The sequence below is a fragment of the Streptomyces sp. NPDC025793 genome, assembly GCF_055558375.1.
The window spans coordinates 1-17,793 of sequence record NZ_JBVHMR010000083.1; the positions used below are offsets into that span (position 1 = coordinate 1).

Annotated in this window: 17 protein-coding genes; 9 read left to right on the top strand and 8 right to left on the bottom strand. The window is 70.2% G+C overall.

The genetic code is table 11. The features are described 5' to 3' along the window. The coding region (locus tag ACZ4MF_RS46865; protein WP_467500296.1) for an alcohol dehydrogenase catalytic domain-containing protein at nt 1–450 on the bottom strand (450 nt) is incomplete at its 3' end. A 70-nt stretch (nt 451–520) separates the two neighbouring features. Between ACZ4MF_RS46865 and ACZ4MF_RS46870 the strand changes: the two genes are divergently transcribed. After that, nucleotides 521–1,192 carry a TetR/AcrR family transcriptional regulator gene (locus ACZ4MF_RS46870; protein WP_467500298.1) on the top strand — a complete coding sequence of 224 codons (672 nt, stop codon included), beginning with the start codon at nt 521–523 and terminating at the stop codon, nt 1,190–1,192. A 95-nt stretch (nt 1,193–1,287) separates the two neighbouring features. On the opposite strand, the gene ACZ4MF_RS46875 is transcribed toward ACZ4MF_RS46870, so the two are convergent. Beyond that, on the bottom strand, nt 1,288–2,205 hold the full coding sequence (locus ACZ4MF_RS46875) for a LuxR C-terminal-related transcriptional regulator (RefSeq protein ID WP_467500300.1): 918 nt from the start codon (nt 2,203–2,205) through the stop codon (nt 1,288–1,290). Here ACZ4MF_RS46875 and ACZ4MF_RS46880 point away from each other — a divergent pair. Both ACZ4MF_RS46880 and ACZ4MF_RS46885 read left to right on the top strand, forming a co-directional pair. Further along, nucleotides 2,204–2,470: a hypothetical protein gene (locus tag ACZ4MF_RS46880; RefSeq protein WP_467500302.1), complete on the top strand. Its 267-nt coding sequence runs from the start codon at nt 2,204–2,206 to the stop codon at nt 2,468–2,470. The two genes, ACZ4MF_RS46875 and ACZ4MF_RS46880, sit on opposite strands and share 2 nt — an antisense overlap. Before the next feature lie 22 nt (nt 2,471–2,492). Beyond that, a complete protein-coding gene (locus ACZ4MF_RS46885; protein WP_467500303.1) occupies nt 2,493–2,879 on the top strand; it encodes an SCO4402 family protein in 387 nt (128 codons plus the stop codon). 1,162 nt (nt 2,880–4,041) lie between these two features. Here the strand turns inward: ACZ4MF_RS46885 and ACZ4MF_RS46890 are convergent. From ACZ4MF_RS46890 to ACZ4MF_RS46900, 3 genes are all read right to left on the bottom strand, one after another. Next, nucleotides 4,042–4,764 (bottom strand): dienelactone hydrolase family protein, encoded by a 723-nt coding sequence (locus ACZ4MF_RS46890; protein ID WP_467500304.1) that lies wholly within the window; start codon nt 4,762–4,764, stop codon nt 4,042–4,044. A gap of 173 nt (nt 4,765–4,937) precedes the next feature. After that, nucleotides 4,938–5,501 carry a telomere-protecting terminal protein Tpg gene (gene tpg, locus ACZ4MF_RS46895; RefSeq protein WP_467500305.1) on the bottom strand — a complete coding sequence of 188 codons (564 nt, stop codon included), beginning with the start codon at nt 5,499–5,501 and terminating at the stop codon, nt 4,938–4,940. A 336-nt stretch (nt 5,502–5,837) separates the two neighbouring features. After that, nucleotides 5,838–7,274, bottom strand: coding sequence for an FAD-dependent monooxygenase (locus ACZ4MF_RS46900; protein ID WP_467500306.1), 1,437 nt, complete (start codon nt 7,272–7,274; stop codon nt 5,838–5,840). Between the two features lie 115 nt (nt 7,275–7,389). Here ACZ4MF_RS46900 and ACZ4MF_RS46905 point away from each other — a divergent pair, with 115 nt between their 5' ends. Continuing rightward, the gene (locus ACZ4MF_RS46905; protein WP_467500307.1) at nt 7,390–8,355 is read left to right on the top strand and encodes an Lrp/AsnC family transcriptional regulator; all 966 of its coding nucleotides are present in this window, start codon (nt 7,390–7,392) and stop codon (nt 8,353–8,355) included. A 638-nt stretch (nt 8,356–8,993) separates the two neighbouring features. Here ACZ4MF_RS46905 and ACZ4MF_RS46910 read toward each other — a convergent pair. Beyond that, complete coding sequence (locus tag ACZ4MF_RS46910; protein ID WP_467500308.1) at nt 8,994–9,290, bottom strand: IS3 family transposase; 297 nt, start codon at nt 9,288–9,290, stop codon at nt 8,994–8,996. 269 nt (nt 9,291–9,559) lie between these two features. Here ACZ4MF_RS46910 and ACZ4MF_RS46915 point away from each other — a divergent pair, with 269 nt between their 5' ends. From ACZ4MF_RS46915 to ACZ4MF_RS46925, 3 genes are all read left to right on the top strand, one after another. Then, complete coding sequence (locus ACZ4MF_RS46915; protein WP_467500309.1) at nt 9,560–10,666, top strand: cytochrome P450 family protein; 1,107 nt, start codon at nt 9,560–9,562, stop codon at nt 10,664–10,666. An 18-nt stretch (nt 10,667–10,684) separates the two neighbouring features. Beyond that, nucleotides 10,685–11,911 (top strand): cytochrome P450 family protein, encoded by a 1,227-nt coding sequence (locus tag ACZ4MF_RS46920; RefSeq protein WP_467500311.1) that lies wholly within the window; start codon nt 10,685–10,687, stop codon nt 11,909–11,911. A gap of 797 nt (nt 11,912–12,708) precedes the next feature. Further along, the gene (locus tag ACZ4MF_RS46925; protein WP_467500313.1) at nt 12,709–13,971 is read left to right on the top strand and encodes an eCIS core domain-containing protein; all 1,263 of its coding nucleotides are present in this window, start codon (nt 12,709–12,711) and stop codon (nt 13,969–13,971) included. A gap of 312 nt (nt 13,972–14,283) precedes the next feature. On the opposite strand, the gene ACZ4MF_RS46930 is transcribed toward ACZ4MF_RS46925, so the two are convergent. Next, nucleotides 14,284–15,483, bottom strand: a complete 1,200-nt coding sequence (locus tag ACZ4MF_RS46930) for an SMI1/KNR4 family protein (protein ID WP_467500315.1) — start codon at nt 15,481–15,483, stop codon at nt 14,284–14,286. 108 nt (nt 15,484–15,591) lie between these two features. Between ACZ4MF_RS46930 and ACZ4MF_RS46935 the strand changes: the two genes are divergently transcribed. Beyond that, nucleotides 15,592–16,371, top strand: a complete 780-nt coding sequence (locus ACZ4MF_RS46935) for a HEAT repeat domain-containing protein (protein ID WP_467500317.1) — start codon at nt 15,592–15,594, stop codon at nt 16,369–16,371. Here ACZ4MF_RS46935 and ACZ4MF_RS46940 read toward each other — a convergent pair. Beyond that, complete coding sequence (locus ACZ4MF_RS46940; RefSeq protein ID WP_467500319.1) at nt 16,358–16,672, bottom strand: hypothetical protein; 315 nt, start codon at nt 16,670–16,672, stop codon at nt 16,358–16,360. The genes ACZ4MF_RS46935 and ACZ4MF_RS46940 overlap by 14 nt on opposite strands. 399 nt (nt 16,673–17,071) lie before the next feature. Between ACZ4MF_RS46940 and ACZ4MF_RS46945 the strand changes: the two genes are divergently transcribed. Beyond that, on the top strand, nt 17,072–17,236 hold the full coding sequence (locus tag ACZ4MF_RS46945) for a hypothetical protein (protein WP_467500321.1): 165 nt from the start codon (nt 17,072–17,074) through the stop codon (nt 17,234–17,236). The last annotated feature ends 557 nt before the right edge of the window (nt 17,237–17,793 follow it).

Genomic DNA, 17,793 nt, shown 5'->3' on the forward strand with positions numbered 1-17,793 from the left:
GACTCCGCCGGACGCGCCGCTGACCAGCAGCGTCTGCCCGGACCGTACGCCGACCTCGCGGATGATGCGCAGCGCGGTCTCCACCACGGAGGGGTAACCGGCCGCCTCTTCGAACGTCAGCCCCTCGGGCATGAGGGCCCAGGCCGACAGCACGGCGAACTCGGCATAGGTGCTGGAGCCTTCGCCGAACACGTGGTCGCCGACCCCGACCCCTTCCACGCCCTCGTCGACCTCGTCCACCACCCCGGAGGCGTCCAGCCCTACCCCGGAGGGCAATTCGACCGGATGAGCGCCCAGGATCTGGCCTTCACGGATCCTCCAGTCGACGGGATTCACGCCCGCCGCCCGCACGGCGATGCGTACCTGACCAGGGCCCGCGTGGGGCTCCTCGGCGTCCAGGAGCCGCAGTACGTCCGGACCGCCGAACTCGGCGAAACTCACTCTCTTCATGCGACCGACCGTAACACTAACCGTTAGGATTTAATATCTGTTGCGACTTTGCATCTGGTAGTGTCATCCCGTGACCGTGCCGCCTGGACGCCGTGAGCGCAAGAAAGCCGCAACCCGTCAGAAGATCGCCGACACCGCCCTGCGGCTCTTCCTGGAACGCGGATTCGACGCGGTGGGCATCCGCGACGTGGCCGCCGAGGCCGACGTGGCCGTCACGACGGTCTTCTCCCACTTCGCCTCGAAAGAGGCCCTGGTGTTCGAGCAGGACGACGACTTCGAGCAACGCCTCACGCAGGCGGTCACCGGCCGGGCGCCCCACGAGCCGCTCATCCCCGCGCTGCGCCGCGAGGTCCAGGCGCTCGTGCGGCACTGCACGGCGGACAGCGCCACCCCGATCTGGCGCATGATCGACGCATCACCCGCCCTGCGGGAGTACGAGGAGTCGATGAGACTTCGCCACGCGGAGGCGCTGGCAACGGCCATCGCCGCCGATCCCGACCTGTCACGGACCACAACGGCCTGCCGGACCATCGCGAGGTTCGTGATCGACGCCTACTCACTGGCCCGTGAGACGGCCGACCCGCAGACCGCGCTCGACGAGATCTTCCGGATGATCGAGGCAGCCTGGGCCGTCACCCGCCCCTTCACACACTCCGCCGGCGCACCCGGACCTCAGCCGATGCCGAGCCTGGTCAGGCCCGGCATCGCTTCACCGACCCCCAGCGGCAGAGCGGATCCGTAAGCCGGCCGACCTGGACCGTCCTCGCCGGTGACCACCGTACCGATGTCGCCCGAGACCGGGGCCTCGGGCCCGAGTTCGTCCCGGAGATGCCCGGGTCAAGGGGACCGGCGGTGCGGGCGAGGCGGAAAACCTGGTCGGTCTGCTCGCGCAGACCGAGGGCGCGTGGCGTGAGGGCGGCCGCAGCGGCCCGATGATCGGGGTGCGCCTCCTGCGGCGTGGTAAGCCGTGGCCTTCCCCGGCACCACGGACGTCCACTCACCGAACCACCGGTATCCGGTCGACCAGGACGGGCCGACGACTCCGGAGTCTGCCGCCAAGTGCAGCCGGAGGCGGCGACGAACAGGATCGCCGCCAGCATCTCCCCACCCCGCTAGCGTCGGCGGCAGCGGCTTCGCGCCATGCACACTGCCGATCACGCCCACCGCAACAGCCTTCCAGGGCGCGACCGTCAGGCCGGCGCGGACGGCCAGGACGACCAGTTGGGCGCGGGAACGGGCGTTGAGTCTGGCCATCACCCGGCCCACGTGGGTACGGACGGTGGCCGGGGACAGGAACAGGGCGTCGGCGATCTCGTTGTTGGACCTGCCGGTGGCCACCCAGGCGGCGATTTCGCGCTCGCGCTCGGTGAGGGCGTCCAGCCCCTGGACGGCGGCGGGAGGCGCCCAGCGCGCGGCGAAGGTACTCACCAGCAGATGGGGCACGAAGGGTGACAGCAACGCCTCCCCGGCGGCCACCACCCGTATGACGTGCACCAGTTCGGCGGGGCCGCTGTCTTTGAGGATGAAGCCGCTGGCGCTGGCCTGAAGCGCCTCGAACACGTACTGGTCGATCTCGAAGGTGGTCACCATGACGACTCGCACAGCACGCAGCTCCGGGTCGGCGGCAAGGTGACACAGCAGCTCCAGGCCGTCCATGTCAGGCATTCGAACGTCCAGCAGCATCACGTCGGGCACGCTGCGGCGCAGTTGGGCGAGGGACTGTCGACCGTTGTCAGCCTCGGCAACTACCTGCATGCCGTCTCGCGGTCGACCTGGACCCGCAGCCCCATGCGTCGGCACCCTGGCCGGACAGCTGGCCCCCAATCCGGCCTCGCACAACCTCGGCACCGTCGCCGGCAACGCCATCATGGCCGCCGGTCTGCTCCTCGCAGCCGAGGAACTGACCAAGGCCATGAAGGCAGAGAAGGCCGGCACGGTCGTCGGCCGCGACGGCAAGCCGATCAGCGGCTCCATCAAGGAGAACACCCGGTCGGCCCACATCCCCTGGAAGAATGGCTGAAGTGGCAGGTAGGGAACAAGCCGTGACAGCACGTCATAACATCACGCTCCCCGCGATACGTGCCGAGATCATCGAGTCGGTACGCGCCCTGGCGGACCAGGAGTACCAGCGGCGCGTGTGGATCGCGCGTGAGTACCCGTCACCGGACTACTACGACGATCTGACGCTCACCGTCACCATCCTCTACGACGACACCACTGTGCTCGACAACCCGCAGGCGGCGCTGGGCCGGACCCTGGCCAACCAGACTGAGGTGGAGGCGCTGAGCAGGCTGGCGGACGCGCTGGGCCGCGCGTTGGACGAAGTCGGCCGCGAGCAGCCGGACGAGCGGTTTGTGGCCTCCGCCGTCTGGCCGTCCGTGGTCGACGCCGCGTCGACCGCCCTGAAGGTGCTCACGAACGGCGCGTGAGGTGCTGGACGCCCCGGCGCGTGCGGGGGCGGCCAGCACACGCGATGCACCATCGCCGCTGGTCTGATGCGCAGGCTCGCCGAGGTCAGCACGGAAGCGCTGCTGGAAGGTGCCGTCTGCCGCCCGTCGGTGACAGCGGCCGTACAGCGTGGCACACGGGCCGTACCGCGCGGGCAGCTCCCGCCAGACCGTCCCGGGACGGAACTTCTACACGATCTTGTTGAGACCCCTTCGATCGTCCAGCCGCTTCCGGCCCCGCACTCTCCTGGTCCTCGTCCTCCTGCGGGATGCATCCGCTCATGGGCGCAGGGTGGAGGTGTACTGCTCCTGCAGTCGCCGAGGTAGTTGTCGTCGTAAGTGCCCTTCGGGGTGAGCAGCCAGTAGGAGTTCACCATCGGCTCGAAGTGCCACGTGCCCGTGTAGGCGGTCTTGCTGAAGATGACGTGCAGGTGGACGTGGCCGACCTTGCCGGAGGGGACCTTCACCGTGGGTGAGTAGCCAGCAAGGTTGAGATCGATCAGCCCGCTCGACTCGTAGTGACTGGGCTTCTCCCAGCGGTGGTGTACCGGGTCCCACCACGTGGCGGAGATGCCCCGCATCTGCTTGAAGCCCGGGGCGGCGAGGTTCCGGGACTTCTGCGTGCAGGACATGGTGAGGCGGATCGTGCCACCTCGGTGCAGGGACATCGGGATGCCGCTCGCCCACTCCTTCAACGTCCCGATCTCGTGAGTCGCCGACACCTGCGTGCCGGACGGCACCACGGACGCCGTGCCTGCGCTGACCGGCACCAACCCCGTTGCAGCGGCGGCTGCGACCGCGGCGGCGCGTCTACGTGTCCTCCATGTTGTCCCCTCCCAGTGATCTGTCGGCCGCGCATCGTACGCACCGGTCCGCGTTCAGCAGCGGAAGCCGAGCCACCTCGGCTTACCAGCCGTCGGCTCCTGGAACGGATCATGACTCCAATACCAGCGGGGCCTTCACCGACGTCAATCCGCAGACGCGCCGCCCCGACCGGCCGATGCCGTCGATGGCCGGTACCGGCCGGTCGCGGTGGTCGCGCATCCGCCGACCGCCGCCGCCGAGGAGGGCCGGGACCTGTCCTCGATGAGCGGCATCCTGGCCGACACGTCTTACCGTCCGCTGCCGGCCTGACGGCCCGGCCTCACTTCAGGTGCCGGCCGAAGAACCGGTCCCCGTCCTCCACCTCGAACCACGGGGTGCCGGTGTGCCCGCCCATGTTGGCGTGCATCGTCTTCTCCTTGGTGCCGAAGGCGTCGAACAGGTCCAGGGCCCGCTGCCGGGGGTTTCCTTCGTCGTCCCACTGCAGCAGGAACAGCAGCGGAATGCTGACCTGCCGGGCCTCCTCGCGCTGGGCGCGGGGCACATACCCCCCGGCGAAGAAGCCGGCGGCCGCGATGCGCGGCTCGACCACCGCCAGCCGGATACCGACGGCGGTCCACCCCGAGTACCCGACCGGGCCGCCGATCTCGGGCAGCGAAAGGAGGGCGTCCAGGGTGGTCAGCCATTCCGGGACCGCCTTTTCGACCAGCGGGCCGATGAAGGACTCGAAGATCTCATCGACCGGCTCGCCGGCCTGCATCGCCCGGCGGATGTCGGCGCGGGCCTGCTCGTCGGCGACGGAACGGGGCCGGTCACCACACCCGGGGGCGTCGATGGCGGCCACCGCGTAGCCGTACGCCGCGGACTGCCGGGCCCGTGCCACCAGCCGGGACTCCCCCTTGGGCAGGCCGTTGTTGTGGGCCATCAGGATCAGCGGGACCGGTGCGGCGGATTCAGGCGTCCACAGCGTGCCGGGGATCTCGCCGAGGGTGAACTCGCGCTCAAGGACGCCGTCGTCGAGGCGCTGTTCGGAAGAGAATTGCATCGTCGTGCCTTTCGGGAGTGCTCTTGAACGGCGCTCCCGGACGACCTATCGCCCGACCGTGACCCCGGAGGGGAGCACCCATGTCGATACTGCGTTCACGGGTACCACCTCCTCGTTCTCTCGCACGGCCTCCGGAAAAGTAGCAGAGGTCACCAGGGTCCGCCAACGGGGTTTTACGCTCGGTGGCCCACCGCGAAGGCGGTCACACTCAGCCAGCAAGATCCAACGGATTCACAGCCGATCGCGTGACCGGTGTCCCGGAGCTGCTCTTCGGTGGCCCCGGCCTGCTGGGCGTCGAACAGGGGGCCGCGCAGGCGGGTGGCGAGGTGGCGCAAGCGGGCGTCGTCGGTGGTGCCGGGCGCGACGGTGAAGCCGAAGCGGGCGCGGGCCTCGATGACGAGGCCCGCGCTGGTCGCAGTCTGGCGGCGGGCCTGCTCACACACCGGCGGCTGCCAGTGGGCCAGCCAGGCGCTGGGCGAGGTCGGCGCGGCGCGGGGTCTGCGGATCTGGAGTTTCACGTGGCGCTCGACGGTGCTCTGGGAAACGCCGAACAATTCGGCTCCCCGCCGGGTGCACCGAGCCGACGGACGAGGTAACGCACCTCGGCGACTACGGAGCCGGTTCCCTCCACCCCGGCCCGCCGGACGACTCCCGACGAACAGGCTCACTCGACGAGTTACGCGTTGACGGAGTCCGCCGGCCGTGACAGGGCAGGACTGGATGCCCAGGCAGGGCATCGAGAACGCTGACGACAGCGGGGACGCGTACGTCCTTGTGAGTGTCGACGGCGAGCACAGTGGTGGCGTCGTCCACGGGGGGTATCTGTCCGCGAAGGCCCCTATGGGGACACGCCCGCCGGCCCGGCGGCGGCGATCCCCGCACGGGGCCGGACCGACAGATCGGCACTCAGGACACCTTGGTCAGTCGGTGACCGGGGCAGGCCGCGCCTCCGTGCGGAACACGATCATCCTCACACATGATGCGGAGTTGAGCCGAAGCGCGATGGTTGTCACCATCGGCGCCCACTCATGACCACCGGCCTCTCCACGACGGCCGACTCCCTGAGCATCGGCTCAGCAGGGCTCGCCGAACCAGCGGTCGAGCGCCGGTTCCAGGTCGTCCGCGCCTGCCCAGCACACGTAGCCGTCCGGCCGGATGAGCATCGGCTCGGTGTCGGTGCCCTGGCCCACCCGGTCCACCCGGTCCGACCAGGGGCCGGCGACGCCGGCGAACGCGTCGGCCGGGTCCAGCAGGATGCCGTGGGCTGACCGCAGCAGTTCGTGCACCCGGGCCGGGCCGAGGTCCAGGTCCGGTGCGGGCCGGCCGACGAGGGGATGGGTTTCGGTGCCCGGCATCGGGTAGCGGAGGGCCATCCCGGACATCAGGTCGGTGAGATGGTGCTGGACGTCCGGCAGTTGGGCCAAGGCCGTGAAGATCTCCCGGGCGGCCAGTACGTCCGGATCGCGGGTGCCGGCCCAGTCCATCAGCAGGCTCTGTGCCCGGACGTTGCGCAACACGGCGGCCCCGGCCGGATGCCGTTCCGCGTGATACGTGTCGAGCAGGTTCTTCGGTGCCCAGCCGTGCACGGCGGCGCCGAGCTTCCAACCGAGGTTGAGCGCGTCCTGCATCCCGGTGTTCATGCCCTGCGCGCCGAGCGGAAGGTGGACATGGGCGGCATCGCCCGCCAGGAACACCCGCCCGTGCCGGTACTGCTCGACCTGCCGTGACGCGTTGGTGATGCGGCGGGCGTAGCGCAGTTCGAGCAGGTGCACCCGCGTTCCGAACACGGCGCTCAGGCCCTGGCGGATCTCGTCCTCGGTGACCGGGATCTCCCTCGGCCGTGACTGGCCCGGCCCGCCGAGGACCAGTCGGCGCAGCGGCCTGCCCTGCGGATCCGTGCCGAGCGGGAACAGTGCCGCCCAATACCCGTCCTCGTTCCAGGTGTGCGACGTGGACGGATCGGAGCCGTTCAGCCGCACGTCGGCGGCGGTGATCGTCAACGTACCGGGCTGGCCGGGGAATCCGGCCCGCAGCAGCGACCGTACGGTGCTGTGGGCTCCGTCGGCGGCGACGAGGTAGCGGGAGCGGAGGGTGACGCCGTTGGCGAAGGTCGCGGTGACCCCGTTGTCGTCCTGGGCGAGGCCGACCAGTTCGTGGTCCCTCCGGGCATGGAGGCCGTGCGCGGCGAGGTGCTGCTCGAAGAATCCCTCGATCACCACCTGCGGCACGGACCGCCACGGCAGACGGTGCCGCTTGGAGTGGAGCGGGAGTGGGATACCGGCGAAGTGGCCAGTGGTGACGGGGTGATCGCCGGTGGCCAGCAACGGCTCCAGCAGCCCTCGTTGGTCGAGCGCCTCCAGAGTGCGGGACTGCACGCCGCCTGCCTTGGACAGGTCGCTGCGCTGCGACAGCTTGTCGACCAGCACGGTCGGCACCCCCGCCGTCAGCAGTTCGTTGGCCAGCGTCATTCCGGTCGGGCCGGCGCCGACGATGAGCACATCGGTGTCCATGGACTCTCCTGTGGCTGTGTCGATCAGGACAGAGGCAACGCTGCATCGGCCGAACCGCCCGAGCCAGAAACCGACTTGATTGCGTTGGTATCTGACACCGCATAGCCTCGGCCCGGTGGAATCCGACTACGACGAGCTGGATCGTCGGCTCGTGCACGCCCTGCAGATCGACGGCCGTGCCCCGTTCAGCACCATCGCCGAGGTTCTCGGTGTGTCGGATCGCACCATCGCCCGCCGGTACGCCCGGTTGCGGTCGGCCGGGGCGGTACGGGTGCTGGGCGGGGTCGACCCAACCGCGCTGGGTGCCATCCTGTGGTTCCTGCGGGTGCGATGTGCGCCCGCCGCGTCACTCCCGGTCGCCGAGGCACTGGCCAGACGCCCCGACACATCCTGGGTGAGTCTCAGCTCCGGCGGCACCGAGATCACCTGCGTGGTCCGTACCGAGAGCGAGGCGGACAGCGAGGCACTGCTGCTCGCCAAACTCCCCCGCACCCCGCGCGTGGAGGGGGTGACCGCGCACTCCGTGCTGCACGCCTTCTACGGCGGCCCGGACAACCTGGTCGGAAAACTCGGGTCACTGGACGCGGAGGCGATCGAGCGGCTGCGCCCGCCCCCGATGCCACATCGACGGGGACCGGTGCGGCTCGACGACGGTGACCGCAAGCTCCTCGCCCTGCTGGCCACCGACGGCCGGGCCGGGTTCGAGCAGTTGGCCGCGGCGACCGGCTGGTCACCGACGACGGTCCGGCGCCGGATGACCGAGCTGCGCGAACACGGCCTGCTCTACCTCGACATCGACGTCGACTGGCGCATGTTCGGCGTGAACGCCCGCACCCTGCTCTGGCTCTCGGTCGCGCCCGCGCACCTGGAGGAGGCCGGTCAGGCTCTGGCCGGACATCCGGAGATCGCGTTCGCCGCCGCCACGACCGGCCCGACCAACCTGTACGCGAGCGTGGTGTGCACGAACCACCAGGAGCTGTACCGGTACCTGACCACCCGGATCGCCTCACTCCCAGCCATCACACACCTCGAAACGGCGCCAGTGATCAGGACCGTCAAGCAGGCAGCGAACCAGACATAGCGACCGGCTGGCCTCCTGCTGCTTCGATGGCGCAAGGCACACTGCTGCGTACGCTCACGAAATTCGACTCTGCCGGGAATGCTGTAACAGGCGGGGGCCTCAAGGAGGGGTGGACGCCCTCGGGACACTGGTTGCGGTGCTGTCGCGTCGCGAAGTACTACGAGGCCGGGATGGACATCTGCACTCCCAGGCGTGTGCCGTGTCCTGGCCGCGGCGGCAGTGGCCCCTGCGTCCGCGCACGCCTCACGAGCCGTACCCGACGCTGTTGCGTCCCGGCGGTACGCTGCCGTTGCGCCCGGATCACGCCCTACCCCCACCCATGTGGCGGCCCGCACGCTCAAAGGCATGGGGGACGACAAGCACGTCGGGCACGAGGACTGCATCATCCCGATACCCGGATCCGGCAGGTGCCGTTGAGGCCTCGGCCATGGCGTTGTCACAGCTGTCCGCGACCGAGCCGACCGACGCGGAGGCGCCGGTGTCGGACAGCCTCTCGGTATACCGAATTGATGCATATTGTGATGGATAAGGCCGGAGTTCGTCTCGACCCTCCGTCGCTGCGGGGCCATCTCCAGCGCGTGCAGCGGGAGTTCAGTCCGCATGTTGTTCGTGACCTACCAGCCGACGATCACGCGGGATTACGCCCGGCCCGCCCAGGTCCTGACGTAGGTCATGTCGGCCACCCACAGCTGATCGGACCGGCTCGCGGTGACGTCGCGGTCGACCAGATCCGGCGGCCTCGACGCCGACGGCTCCGGGAGGACCGTGGTGCGTCGCCGCTGCCCGCGGATGACACCCTGCAGACCCGGCTCGGCCATCAGCCACTCGACGGTGCCGCGAGCCACGGCGGTGTCTTTGCGCAGCAGCGCGCGGGGGATCCGGCGAGCACCACAGGTGCCGTCGGGCCCCTCGTGGATCTCCTCGATCAGCGGCATGAGCTGATCGCCGCGGATCCTGGGCCAGAGACACGGAGGCGGCTTTGAGGATGATCTCGTTCGCCCGCCTCAACTCCCCCACATTTTCACGGAGTTACTTGAACTCGTCCTGCTCGGCAGCGGTCAGCCGGTCGGCGCGCTCGCCGCGGTCGGTCTCGGCCTCGGCCGGGCGGACGCAGCCGCGCCGTGACCCATGTGAATGCCCAGGTCCTTCGCGACGTGGGCGATCGGCGGGCCGGTGGCGCGGATTTCACGCCGCCTACCAGCACATGCGCGACACCGTCGGCCCGCTCGTCCCGGTGGCACTCGCCCCGGCCGTCCCGGCGCCTCTGGTCGTCGGCTACGAGCCGGCCCGCCGAATCCCGGGCGACGCCCCGATGCGTTTCCCGGCCGACCCGCGGACTTGGCAGCGGGCGGCCCGCGATACCTGCCCGGTGCCGCCGAGGATGAAGTGGCGGCCCAACGCCCCCCGCTCGGACCGCATTTCACACGACCGCCACCGCGCCGCCGACACCGCCGCCCTCGCGAACGTCGACCAGCACACTCAGCGTTCGTGGGCCGGGACGGTCACGGACGGCAACATCGCCGGGTTCCGGCCTCAGGGCCGTACTGACCTGCCGACCCAGCACACGTGGCCGATCAGCTTCCAGGTCTGGAGCCGACTGCTGGGCTGCCCCGACCAGTTCGGCCACCGCATCACGAACGGCACGGCGAACATCTTCGAGGGTGCCGACGCCACGATCGACAACCAGATCCCGTCCCGGGCCGTGTCCGAGCCGCTCCCGCCGCGACGGCACCATCCCGGCGCCGACGTCCCCACCCGGCTCCTGGCCCACCCCGTGGGCCTGTACGACACGGAGACGGCCGACCAGCTGATCACCCTCTACGGCGCGGACACCGAGCCGCTGACGAACCTGATCGTCGACGCTCTCCAGCGGCTGGCGAGCAGCGGAACATCTCCAGAGACCTGCACGCCGCAGGCACCTCGGTTCGCCATGCCCTGGCCGAAGTCCGCCACCGCGACCCGCCCCTGGCGAACTTCGGCCTCGGCTACTCCCCCGCGCCCGGTGGACATCGACGGCCACCTCCTGCCCACCCATCAGCCGGTCGACATCTCCTGTACGGCCCGCGACGACGACCCCGCCGTCGGATCCCTGCCGCCGGGCAACCGCGCCCGCCTCGCGTGCGAGGCCGTCCCGCACTCCTGCCCGGCCCGCTCCCACGCCCACCTCATCGCCGGGACCGCCATCAGCCACGTCCTCGGCGCCCTCCCCGAACTCGGCCTCGCCCGCACGCCGGACGAACTCGCCCGGCGCCCAGGTCCGTTCCACCGACCGCCGGCCACTCTGCCCGTGGCCTTCCCCACCGCTCACTGACGCCGAAGGAGCATGCCCATGCCCGAGAAGATCCTCGTCCTGGACCCCACCAGCTCCGACCCGCACGCCGAACACAAGGCCCTGCACGCACGCGGTCCGGCGACCCTGGTCGACATCCTCGGAGTGACGGCCTGGTCCGTCAGCGACCCCGACCTGCTCAAGCAGCTCCTGAGGAGCCCGGAGGTCTCCAAGGACGGCCGCGCTCACTGGCCGGGCTTCGCCGACGCCGTCGCCACCTGGCCGCTCGCCCTGTGGATCGCCGTCGAGAACATGTTCACCGCTTACGGCGCCGACCACCGCCGCCTGCGCCGCATGATCGCCCCGGCCTTCTCCGCCCGTCGCATCGCCGCTCTCGAACCCGTCGTGGAGGACCTGGTCGCCCACCTGCTCGACGGGCTCGACCGCGCTCCGGCCGCCGAGGCCGTCGACCTGCGCGAACATTTCGCCTACCCGCTGCCCATCGCGGTCATCGGCCGGCTCATGGGTGTCCCCGAGGCCCGCCGGCACGGCTTCCGCGTCTTGGTCGACGGCGTGTTCTCCACCAACCTCTCCGCCGACGAGGCGGCTGCGAACGCCGCGGCCCTGTACGGGCTGCTGGACGAGCTGATCGCGGACAAGCGCGCCCAGCCCGGAGACGACATGACAACGCTGCTGATCACGGCCCGCGACGAGGAGGGCGACGGCCAGGCCCTGTCGGACGCCGAGCTGCGCGACACGCTGCTGCTGATGATCAGCGCCGGTTACGAGACCACGGTCAACGTCATCGACCAAGCCGTCACCGCCCTGCTCACCGACCCCGCGCAGCTCGCCCACATCCGCACCGGCCGCACCGGCTGGTACGCGGTGGTCGAGGAGACCCTGCGCCACGAACCGGCCGTCAAACACCTTCCGCTGCGCTACGCCCTCGCCGACATCCGCCTGCCCGACGGGCAGAAGATCGCCAAGGGCGACGCCGTCCTCGCGTCCTACGCAGCCGCCAACCGCCACCCCCGCTGGCACAGCGAGCCCGACCGCTTCGACGCCACCCGGCCCGGCGGGGACCACCTCGCCTTCGGCTACGGCGTTCACTTCTGCCTCGGCGCACCTCTCGCTCGCCTTGAGGTGGCCACCGCCCTGCGCATGCTCTTCGGCCGGTTCCCCGACCTCCGGCTCGCCGTCCCCGCCACCGACCTGCCCCTGCTGCCCTCCCTGATCAGCAACGGCCACAGCCGCCTCCCCGTCCGCCTGCGACCGGCCGACTGCTGAACAGGGCCCGGATCACCCACAGTTGCCCATGCACGGCATCCCGGGATTCACTCTCCACCGGGCCGCCGAAGCACGCACGAGCCAACACCCGCTCCGGGACGCTGCCTCCCGAGCGCCGCGAGAAGTTGGAGGGCATCGACCCGGCGTGGTACCCGGCCCGGCGCGGCGGGTGGCAACGCGACTGCGCCTGGTCCGCCAGCACCTGGAGGCCGACGGCACACGGCCCACCGCGCCAGGCAAGGCCGTACACCAGGGCGAAGACCTCGAACAGTGTAGGTACGCCAGCAGCACCTCGGCCTCCGCACGCTCACCGGGGTCCAGCAATGGATGTGTGCACACGTCCTCGGGATCGAGCCCGCAGCCGAGGAGGAGAAGCCGGCACCGCGCCGGGCACACTCCGCCCGAGAGCCGATGGATCACGCCGCCGCCCGCCAGTACTACGTACGCGAGGGCCACCTGGCGGGTACCCAGGGGACACGTCGAGGAGATCGTCAGGAGCGACGACAAGGACCAGTCAGAACTTCGACCGGGGGCATGGATCCGGAACCAACGCAGCAAAGCCGCGAGCCCGCCGCCTGAGCGCGTGGAACAGCACTCCGCCGCCGGCAAGGGCTATCAACCGCCCGATTCACCCTCAGCGGCGGGGGTTTCCGCGCATTCCCTGCCCTGCCTTGCCCGACCGGTCGGCCGATGCTGCCCAGGCGGACAGCCAATGCTGCCCGCCCGTACCTGGCATCAGTGGTTCGCCACCGCGTATGCACGAGGAGTCGACGAACCGCACCAGAGGCGAGGCCCCCTTGCGTGATCACGAGAACATCCGGGACACCAGAGCAGGTACCAACCGTGCCGCGGCCCACACACCGTCGCCCGCGCCACGGCACGGTCCGCTGGGTCTGCAGGCCACCGTCGGCAACGCCGCCGTGGTCCAGATGCTCCGCCGGGCCGGACACCCCTCGGCTCATGACCAGCACCAGCACACCGCAGGCTGTGACTGCCAGCAGAACGCAGAGGCCGCGGCCGCGGTGCAGCGTTCCGCCGTCCACGACGTCCTGCGCGCGCCCGGGCGGCCCTTGGACGACGCCACGCGCACCGACATGGAGAACCGGCTCGGCGCGGACTTCTCCGACGTCCGTATCCACGACGACACGACCGCCCAGGCCTCCGCCGCCGAAGTCGGCGCCCGCGCCTACACGAGCGGCAACCACATCGTGATCGGCCAAGGCGGCAACGACGGACACACCCTCGCCCACGAACTCACCCACGTGATCCAACAGCGCCGAGGGCCCGTCACCGGCACCGACAACGGAAACGGCCTCAAGGTCTCCGACCCCGGCGACCGTTTCGAGCGAGAGGCTGAGGCCAGCGCCACCCGCGCGATGAGCCTGCCCTCCCGGTCCGGGCTGCCGGTACGAGAGCGTCGGAGCAGGGCGAACACGGACACTGATGTGCCGCTCCAGCGTGTCGCGACGCGAGGGGCCACGGGGAGTCTGCCACTCCCGGCCTGGGACCGGCACCCCCCGGTGTGGACCGCCGCTGTCTTCGGCCCGCAGAGCAACGGTGGTCCCCTCCAGCGCATGGGCGGAACGAGCGTCACGGTGACCCTGGGGCCGAGCGTCAACGCACCTGCGAACTCGTACGGGGGCTCGCGTCCCGGTGCCACCGAGTGCACGCTCGTCAATGAGCTGAACGCGAGGGACGGCAGCGGCTGGATCAAGGGGCACCTCTGGAACGACAACTTGGGCGGCGAAGGAGTATCAGAAAACCTGACGCCCATGACCGACAGCACGAACCAGAACTTCAACCGCCAGTTCGAAGAGCCGTTGAAGAGGATGCTGTGGAAGTGCACGAATCACGCGGAGGGGAATGCGAACTCGCCGATCTGGTACGGGGTCACCTTTACCGTCAACACCTACGGCAGGATGTCGACCGATCCGGCCGAACTCGAATACCTCGTACCGGAAGGAGTCGAATACACGGCAAGCTACGTACAAATGGACAGGGCCACGAACGCCGTCACCCCGGTCGCGGCTCCCCAGGGATTTCCGCCAGTGATCAGTTAGCACGGCGTCCCGCCTGCCCGCCCGCGTGCAGAGTCCCTGTCCCTCGTGCCGAGTGATCATGTTGCCGACTGCAATTCAGGCGGGAACTGCGGCTTCAGTCGATGGACGACGCACTGCTGAACGTGCCGGACAATCGCACGAACGCCGCCGCCTACGCCGCGCAGCCGCGCACGGCCGTGACGTTCCGTCAACTCACACGACCTGACGGACCGACAACGACCGGAAGGACCTGGCCGTCAGCGTCCACATCTGGGCCTGAGTATCCGAACGTCCGCGACACCATGGGCAATCGGGTGATCACCGGCCGAGGGCTCACCAATGGGCGCGGTCGTCCCAGGACCGGAAGTCCGCGAACTCGACGGAATCGTCGTCCTCGTCCGGGGTGGCGAACCCATGCGTGACCAGCGTGCCGCGCTGCCAGTCGAGGAGGGTGTCGATCAGGCCGCCCTTCAGCGGCGGCCCCTGGTCCGCGTGGCGGGGCCAGACGATCAGCGGCCAGGTGTCGGGATCCGCGCCCTCGGTGAGCCAGCCGAGGTAGTCGCCGTCGATGGAGTTGGCGAAGGGGAGGAAGCCGCCGGGCTCGGGCCAGACGGCCAGCGGGTACCACTCCGCGTGGCCGTCCTTGAGCTGCTGGTAGGCGTCCACGGTGTCCTCGACGTGCGTGAGGAAGCGCCGCTCGCCGGTCCGGAGCGGGCTGTGGAAACGCAGCCACCCGCTCCAGACGCCGGCGCCGTACGCGTCCATCAGCCGTACGTACTCCCCGGGCAGCCGCGTGCCCAGCTCGGCGAACAGCCCCTCCCAGGAGCCGTCGCCGAGGTATGGCCGCTCGGGCTGCGGCGACAGCAGCCGCAGCGCGTCCAGCCCGGTGCCGGTCTCCAGCGCGACCCGGCGCTCGGCCTCGGTGAGCCGGGGCGGGACCGGCGCGGGCGGGGTCCACGGCTCGGCGTCGGGCAGGAAGGCCGTCCGCGCGACGGTGCCCGGCAGCGGGCCCAGCAGCGGGCCGGGAGGAGAAGGGAGCTCCCAGGTGTCGCGGACGGTGTGCCGAAGATAGTCGGTGAGCGTCAGGTCGTACCGGTGCCAGCGGAGCGGGCCACTGCCCGGCACCACCCCCGAGTGCCGCACCACCACGGTCCACCCGTCGGGGTCCTCACAGGCCGAGGTGTCCCAGAACAGTACGTCGCTGCCCCGCGTGCAGCCCCAGGCCAACAGGCCGCCGGGGTCGGGGTGGACCACGGGCCGCTCGGCCTCGGGCAGTTTCCGCGCCTCGATCCGCGCCTGCCGGTGCGTCGCGCGCAGCCACTCACCGTAGTCGAAGCGGTCGCGCTGGACGCACGGCACGTGGATCCACACGTACTCACCGAAGTCCAGCGGCCCGTACCGGTCGGCCAGCCGCTTGTAGTCGGCCGGCAGCCGCAGTCCGAGCCAGTTCTCGACGGCTGCCCAGTCGATGGGGACGGGTGAGGGCGGGCGCTCCGCCGAGGTGGTGGTGAACGTGCTTGTCTCCGAGGTCAATTGACGTCCTTCCAGCATGCGCCATGTACGGGGCTGATCCTTCCGTCTCCGCGGTCCGGGCGGAAATCGGGCGGCGGCGAGTGTGCCGCACGAGTCAGACTGACGCACATGGAGGACGAGATCACCCACAGGGTGGCCGAACTGGACGCGGAGTCGACCGACGTGGCCGAGGGGGCGCAGCGCGCGCTGATCGCCCTGGGGCCGCAGGTGCTGGAGCCGTTGATCGCGGCGGCTCCGGCGCTGAACCCGTTCGGGCAGCTGTGCGCCATCGAGGTGTTCACCGCGCTGGCCGACCCGCGCCCTGCCGACGTCCTGATCGGCGTGCTGAGCAGCGAGAGCGCGACCGTCCGGCAGTGGGCCGCCGAGGCCCTGGCCGAACTGGGGGTCCGGCGCGCCTTACCATGCCTGCGGCAGGCGTACGACGCGTTCCTGCGGCGCGGGGAGGCGCTCGACGACAGCGAGGGCGAGGGGCTGCGCTGGGTGCTCACCGAACTGGGTGCCCGCCGGACCGTCCTGCCGTCGCGGTCTGCAGCGCTGCACGGCTCGGGCGGCACACTGAACGACCTCCGGCCGGTGCAACACCTGCCAGAGGTGATCCGGTACCTCACCGACCACGCACAGGCCGTGCTCTACTTCGCCTCCGGCGGAGGCGACTGCTGGAGACAGCCGAGAAACGGAGCGCTTCGGACAACCCGAAAGAGAAGTACAGCTCGTCGTGCCCGAGTACGCACACCATGCCGACGGCGCATGCGCACCGAACTTCCGCAATGCCGTAGCGACGGCTCTCGGACTCTTCGTCGATCGCATCGCCGCCCCGGATCGACCGACCGTACCCGTCCGTCTGGCCCCTGCCCGTGCTGTGTGGGAACCAGGGCTACAACTCCTTGAGCTCCTTCAGCCGGGCCGCATAGATGGCGGCGATCTGGGATGCCTCCTGCGTACCAGCGGTCGCCAACTGCGCCCGGTCGGCGAGCGCGGCGTCACGGCCGGCCTTGAGCGCCTTGAGCCGCTCCTCGTCGGGGACCGCTGCGCGGCGCTCCGAATCGATCTGGGCGTCGTACCAGTTCGCCACGTCCTGGACGGCGTCCTCCGCTGCCTGCCCCTCGCCGCCCTCCAGGCCGGAGCAGTCGGGGCTGGGGATGTCGGACACGGACACCACCTTCGTGTTGATCTTGATCGGGACAGTCATTCTCCTCCCGGTCCCGGCGACCGGGCGGGAGCGTCGGGGCCTACCGGCGGGGCGCAGGGCGGCACAGATCCCGGCTCACCGAGTGAGGAACGACATGAACGACACCGCCGCCGAGCGCAACATCGCCACCACCGAGAAGCTCCTCGAAGACACCATGTTCCACATGACCGCCCCCACCCCGGCACCTTCGCCGGCGTCCCGGCCACCGGCAAGCGCGTCGAGCGGTACGAGATCACGGTGCTGCACATCAACGACGAACAACGAAGGACGAAGGACGAAGGCGGGTTCACCGACATGCCGTACATGTGCCAGGAACTGAGCCTCGCCCAGCAGAAGCGTGGGGACCTCTCCGGATGAGCACCATCGCGTTGATCGGCAGCTGACCGATCGGCAGCAACGTTGCGCACCGGCGCCTTCGGCAGCCCGCCGCTCTCGATCGTCCTGGGCAACGCGGGAGCCTGCACCGTCGAGGAGAGCGACACCTTCACCGCCGACGGCGTCTACCAGGCCTACGTCCACGTCCCCGACCACCGCCCTGCTCCAACCGCCGCCACCCTCGACTGAGCCGAAGGCGCCGCTCTCGCCTACGCCCCCACGGCACGGTCCTGTCGCCTAGCTTCACGTGAGACAGGGACTGACCATGGGTGAGTCCCCCACTCCGTCAAGACCGACAGGCCCCGGCTGCCGCTGGCCTCCCTGCGACCGTGCCGAAGGCCGCTGCCGGACACGATCGCCCACGATCACAGAAGGCCATCCGGGAGATCGTCGCTTCCGGCTTCGCCGGTGCAGTCGGCCGACCGACGCCGGGTACTCGACGGATACACGCACGTCTTCCCCCTGAACGCGGAGCTCTTCCGCACTCTGGGCGACCGCCGCCCACTGAGGGCACGAGCTCCGAGTCAGGCCCCCTACCGGGCCGCCTGACCGGCGGATCACCCGTTCGGGGGGCGCTACCGGGCCGGGCCGGCCGGGTCGGGTTTGTCTGGGACGGTATCCGGCCGGCATGCAAGAGCCCGGTCGGGCCTTAGAGGTCATCTCATTTGGCTGGGTAAGCTGTCGGTCGTGGCGAGGATCGTTGAACGGCTGGTGCCGGACGAGTTGTGGGAGCTGTTCCAGCGGGT

What these genes read in the sequence shown, in the direction of transcription:
- ACZ4MF_RS46880 (WP_467500302.1), top strand. Translation starts at nt 2,204, where the DNA reads ATGCCGTCTCGCGGTCGACCTGGACCCGCAGCCCCATGCGTCGGCACC.
- ACZ4MF_RS46875 (WP_467500300.1), bottom strand. Translation starts at nt 2,205, where the DNA reads ATGCAGGTAGTTGCCGAGGCTGACAACGGTCGACAGTCCCTCGCCCAA.
- ACZ4MF_RS46890 (WP_467500304.1), bottom strand. Translation starts at nt 4,764, where the DNA reads ATGCAATTCTCTTCCGAACAGCGCCTCGACGACGGCGTCCTTGAGCGC.
- tpg (WP_467500305.1), bottom strand. Translation starts at nt 5,501, where the DNA reads ATGCCCTGCCTGGGCATCCAGTCCTGCCCTGTCACGGCCGGCGGACTC.
- ACZ4MF_RS46900 (WP_467500306.1), bottom strand. Translation starts at nt 7,274, where the DNA reads ATGGACACCGATGTGCTCATCGTCGGCGCCGGCCCGACCGGAATGACG.
- ACZ4MF_RS46910 (WP_467500308.1), bottom strand. Translation starts at nt 9,290, where the DNA reads ATGCCGCTGATCGAGGAGATCCACGAGGGGCCCGACGGCACCTGTGGT.
- ACZ4MF_RS46915 (WP_467500309.1), top strand. Translation starts at nt 9,560, where the DNA reads ATGCGCGACACCGTCGGCCCGCTCGTCCCGGTGGCACTCGCCCCGGCC.
- ACZ4MF_RS46920 (WP_467500311.1), top strand. Translation starts at nt 10,685, where the DNA reads ATGCCCGAGAAGATCCTCGTCCTGGACCCCACCAGCTCCGACCCGCAC.
- ACZ4MF_RS46935 (WP_467500317.1), top strand. Translation starts at nt 15,592, where the DNA reads ATGGAGGACGAGATCACCCACAGGGTGGCCGAACTGGACGCGGAGTCG.
- ACZ4MF_RS46940 (WP_467500319.1), bottom strand. Translation starts at nt 16,672, where the DNA reads ATGACTGTCCCGATCAAGATCAACACGAAGGTGGTGTCCGTGTCCGAC.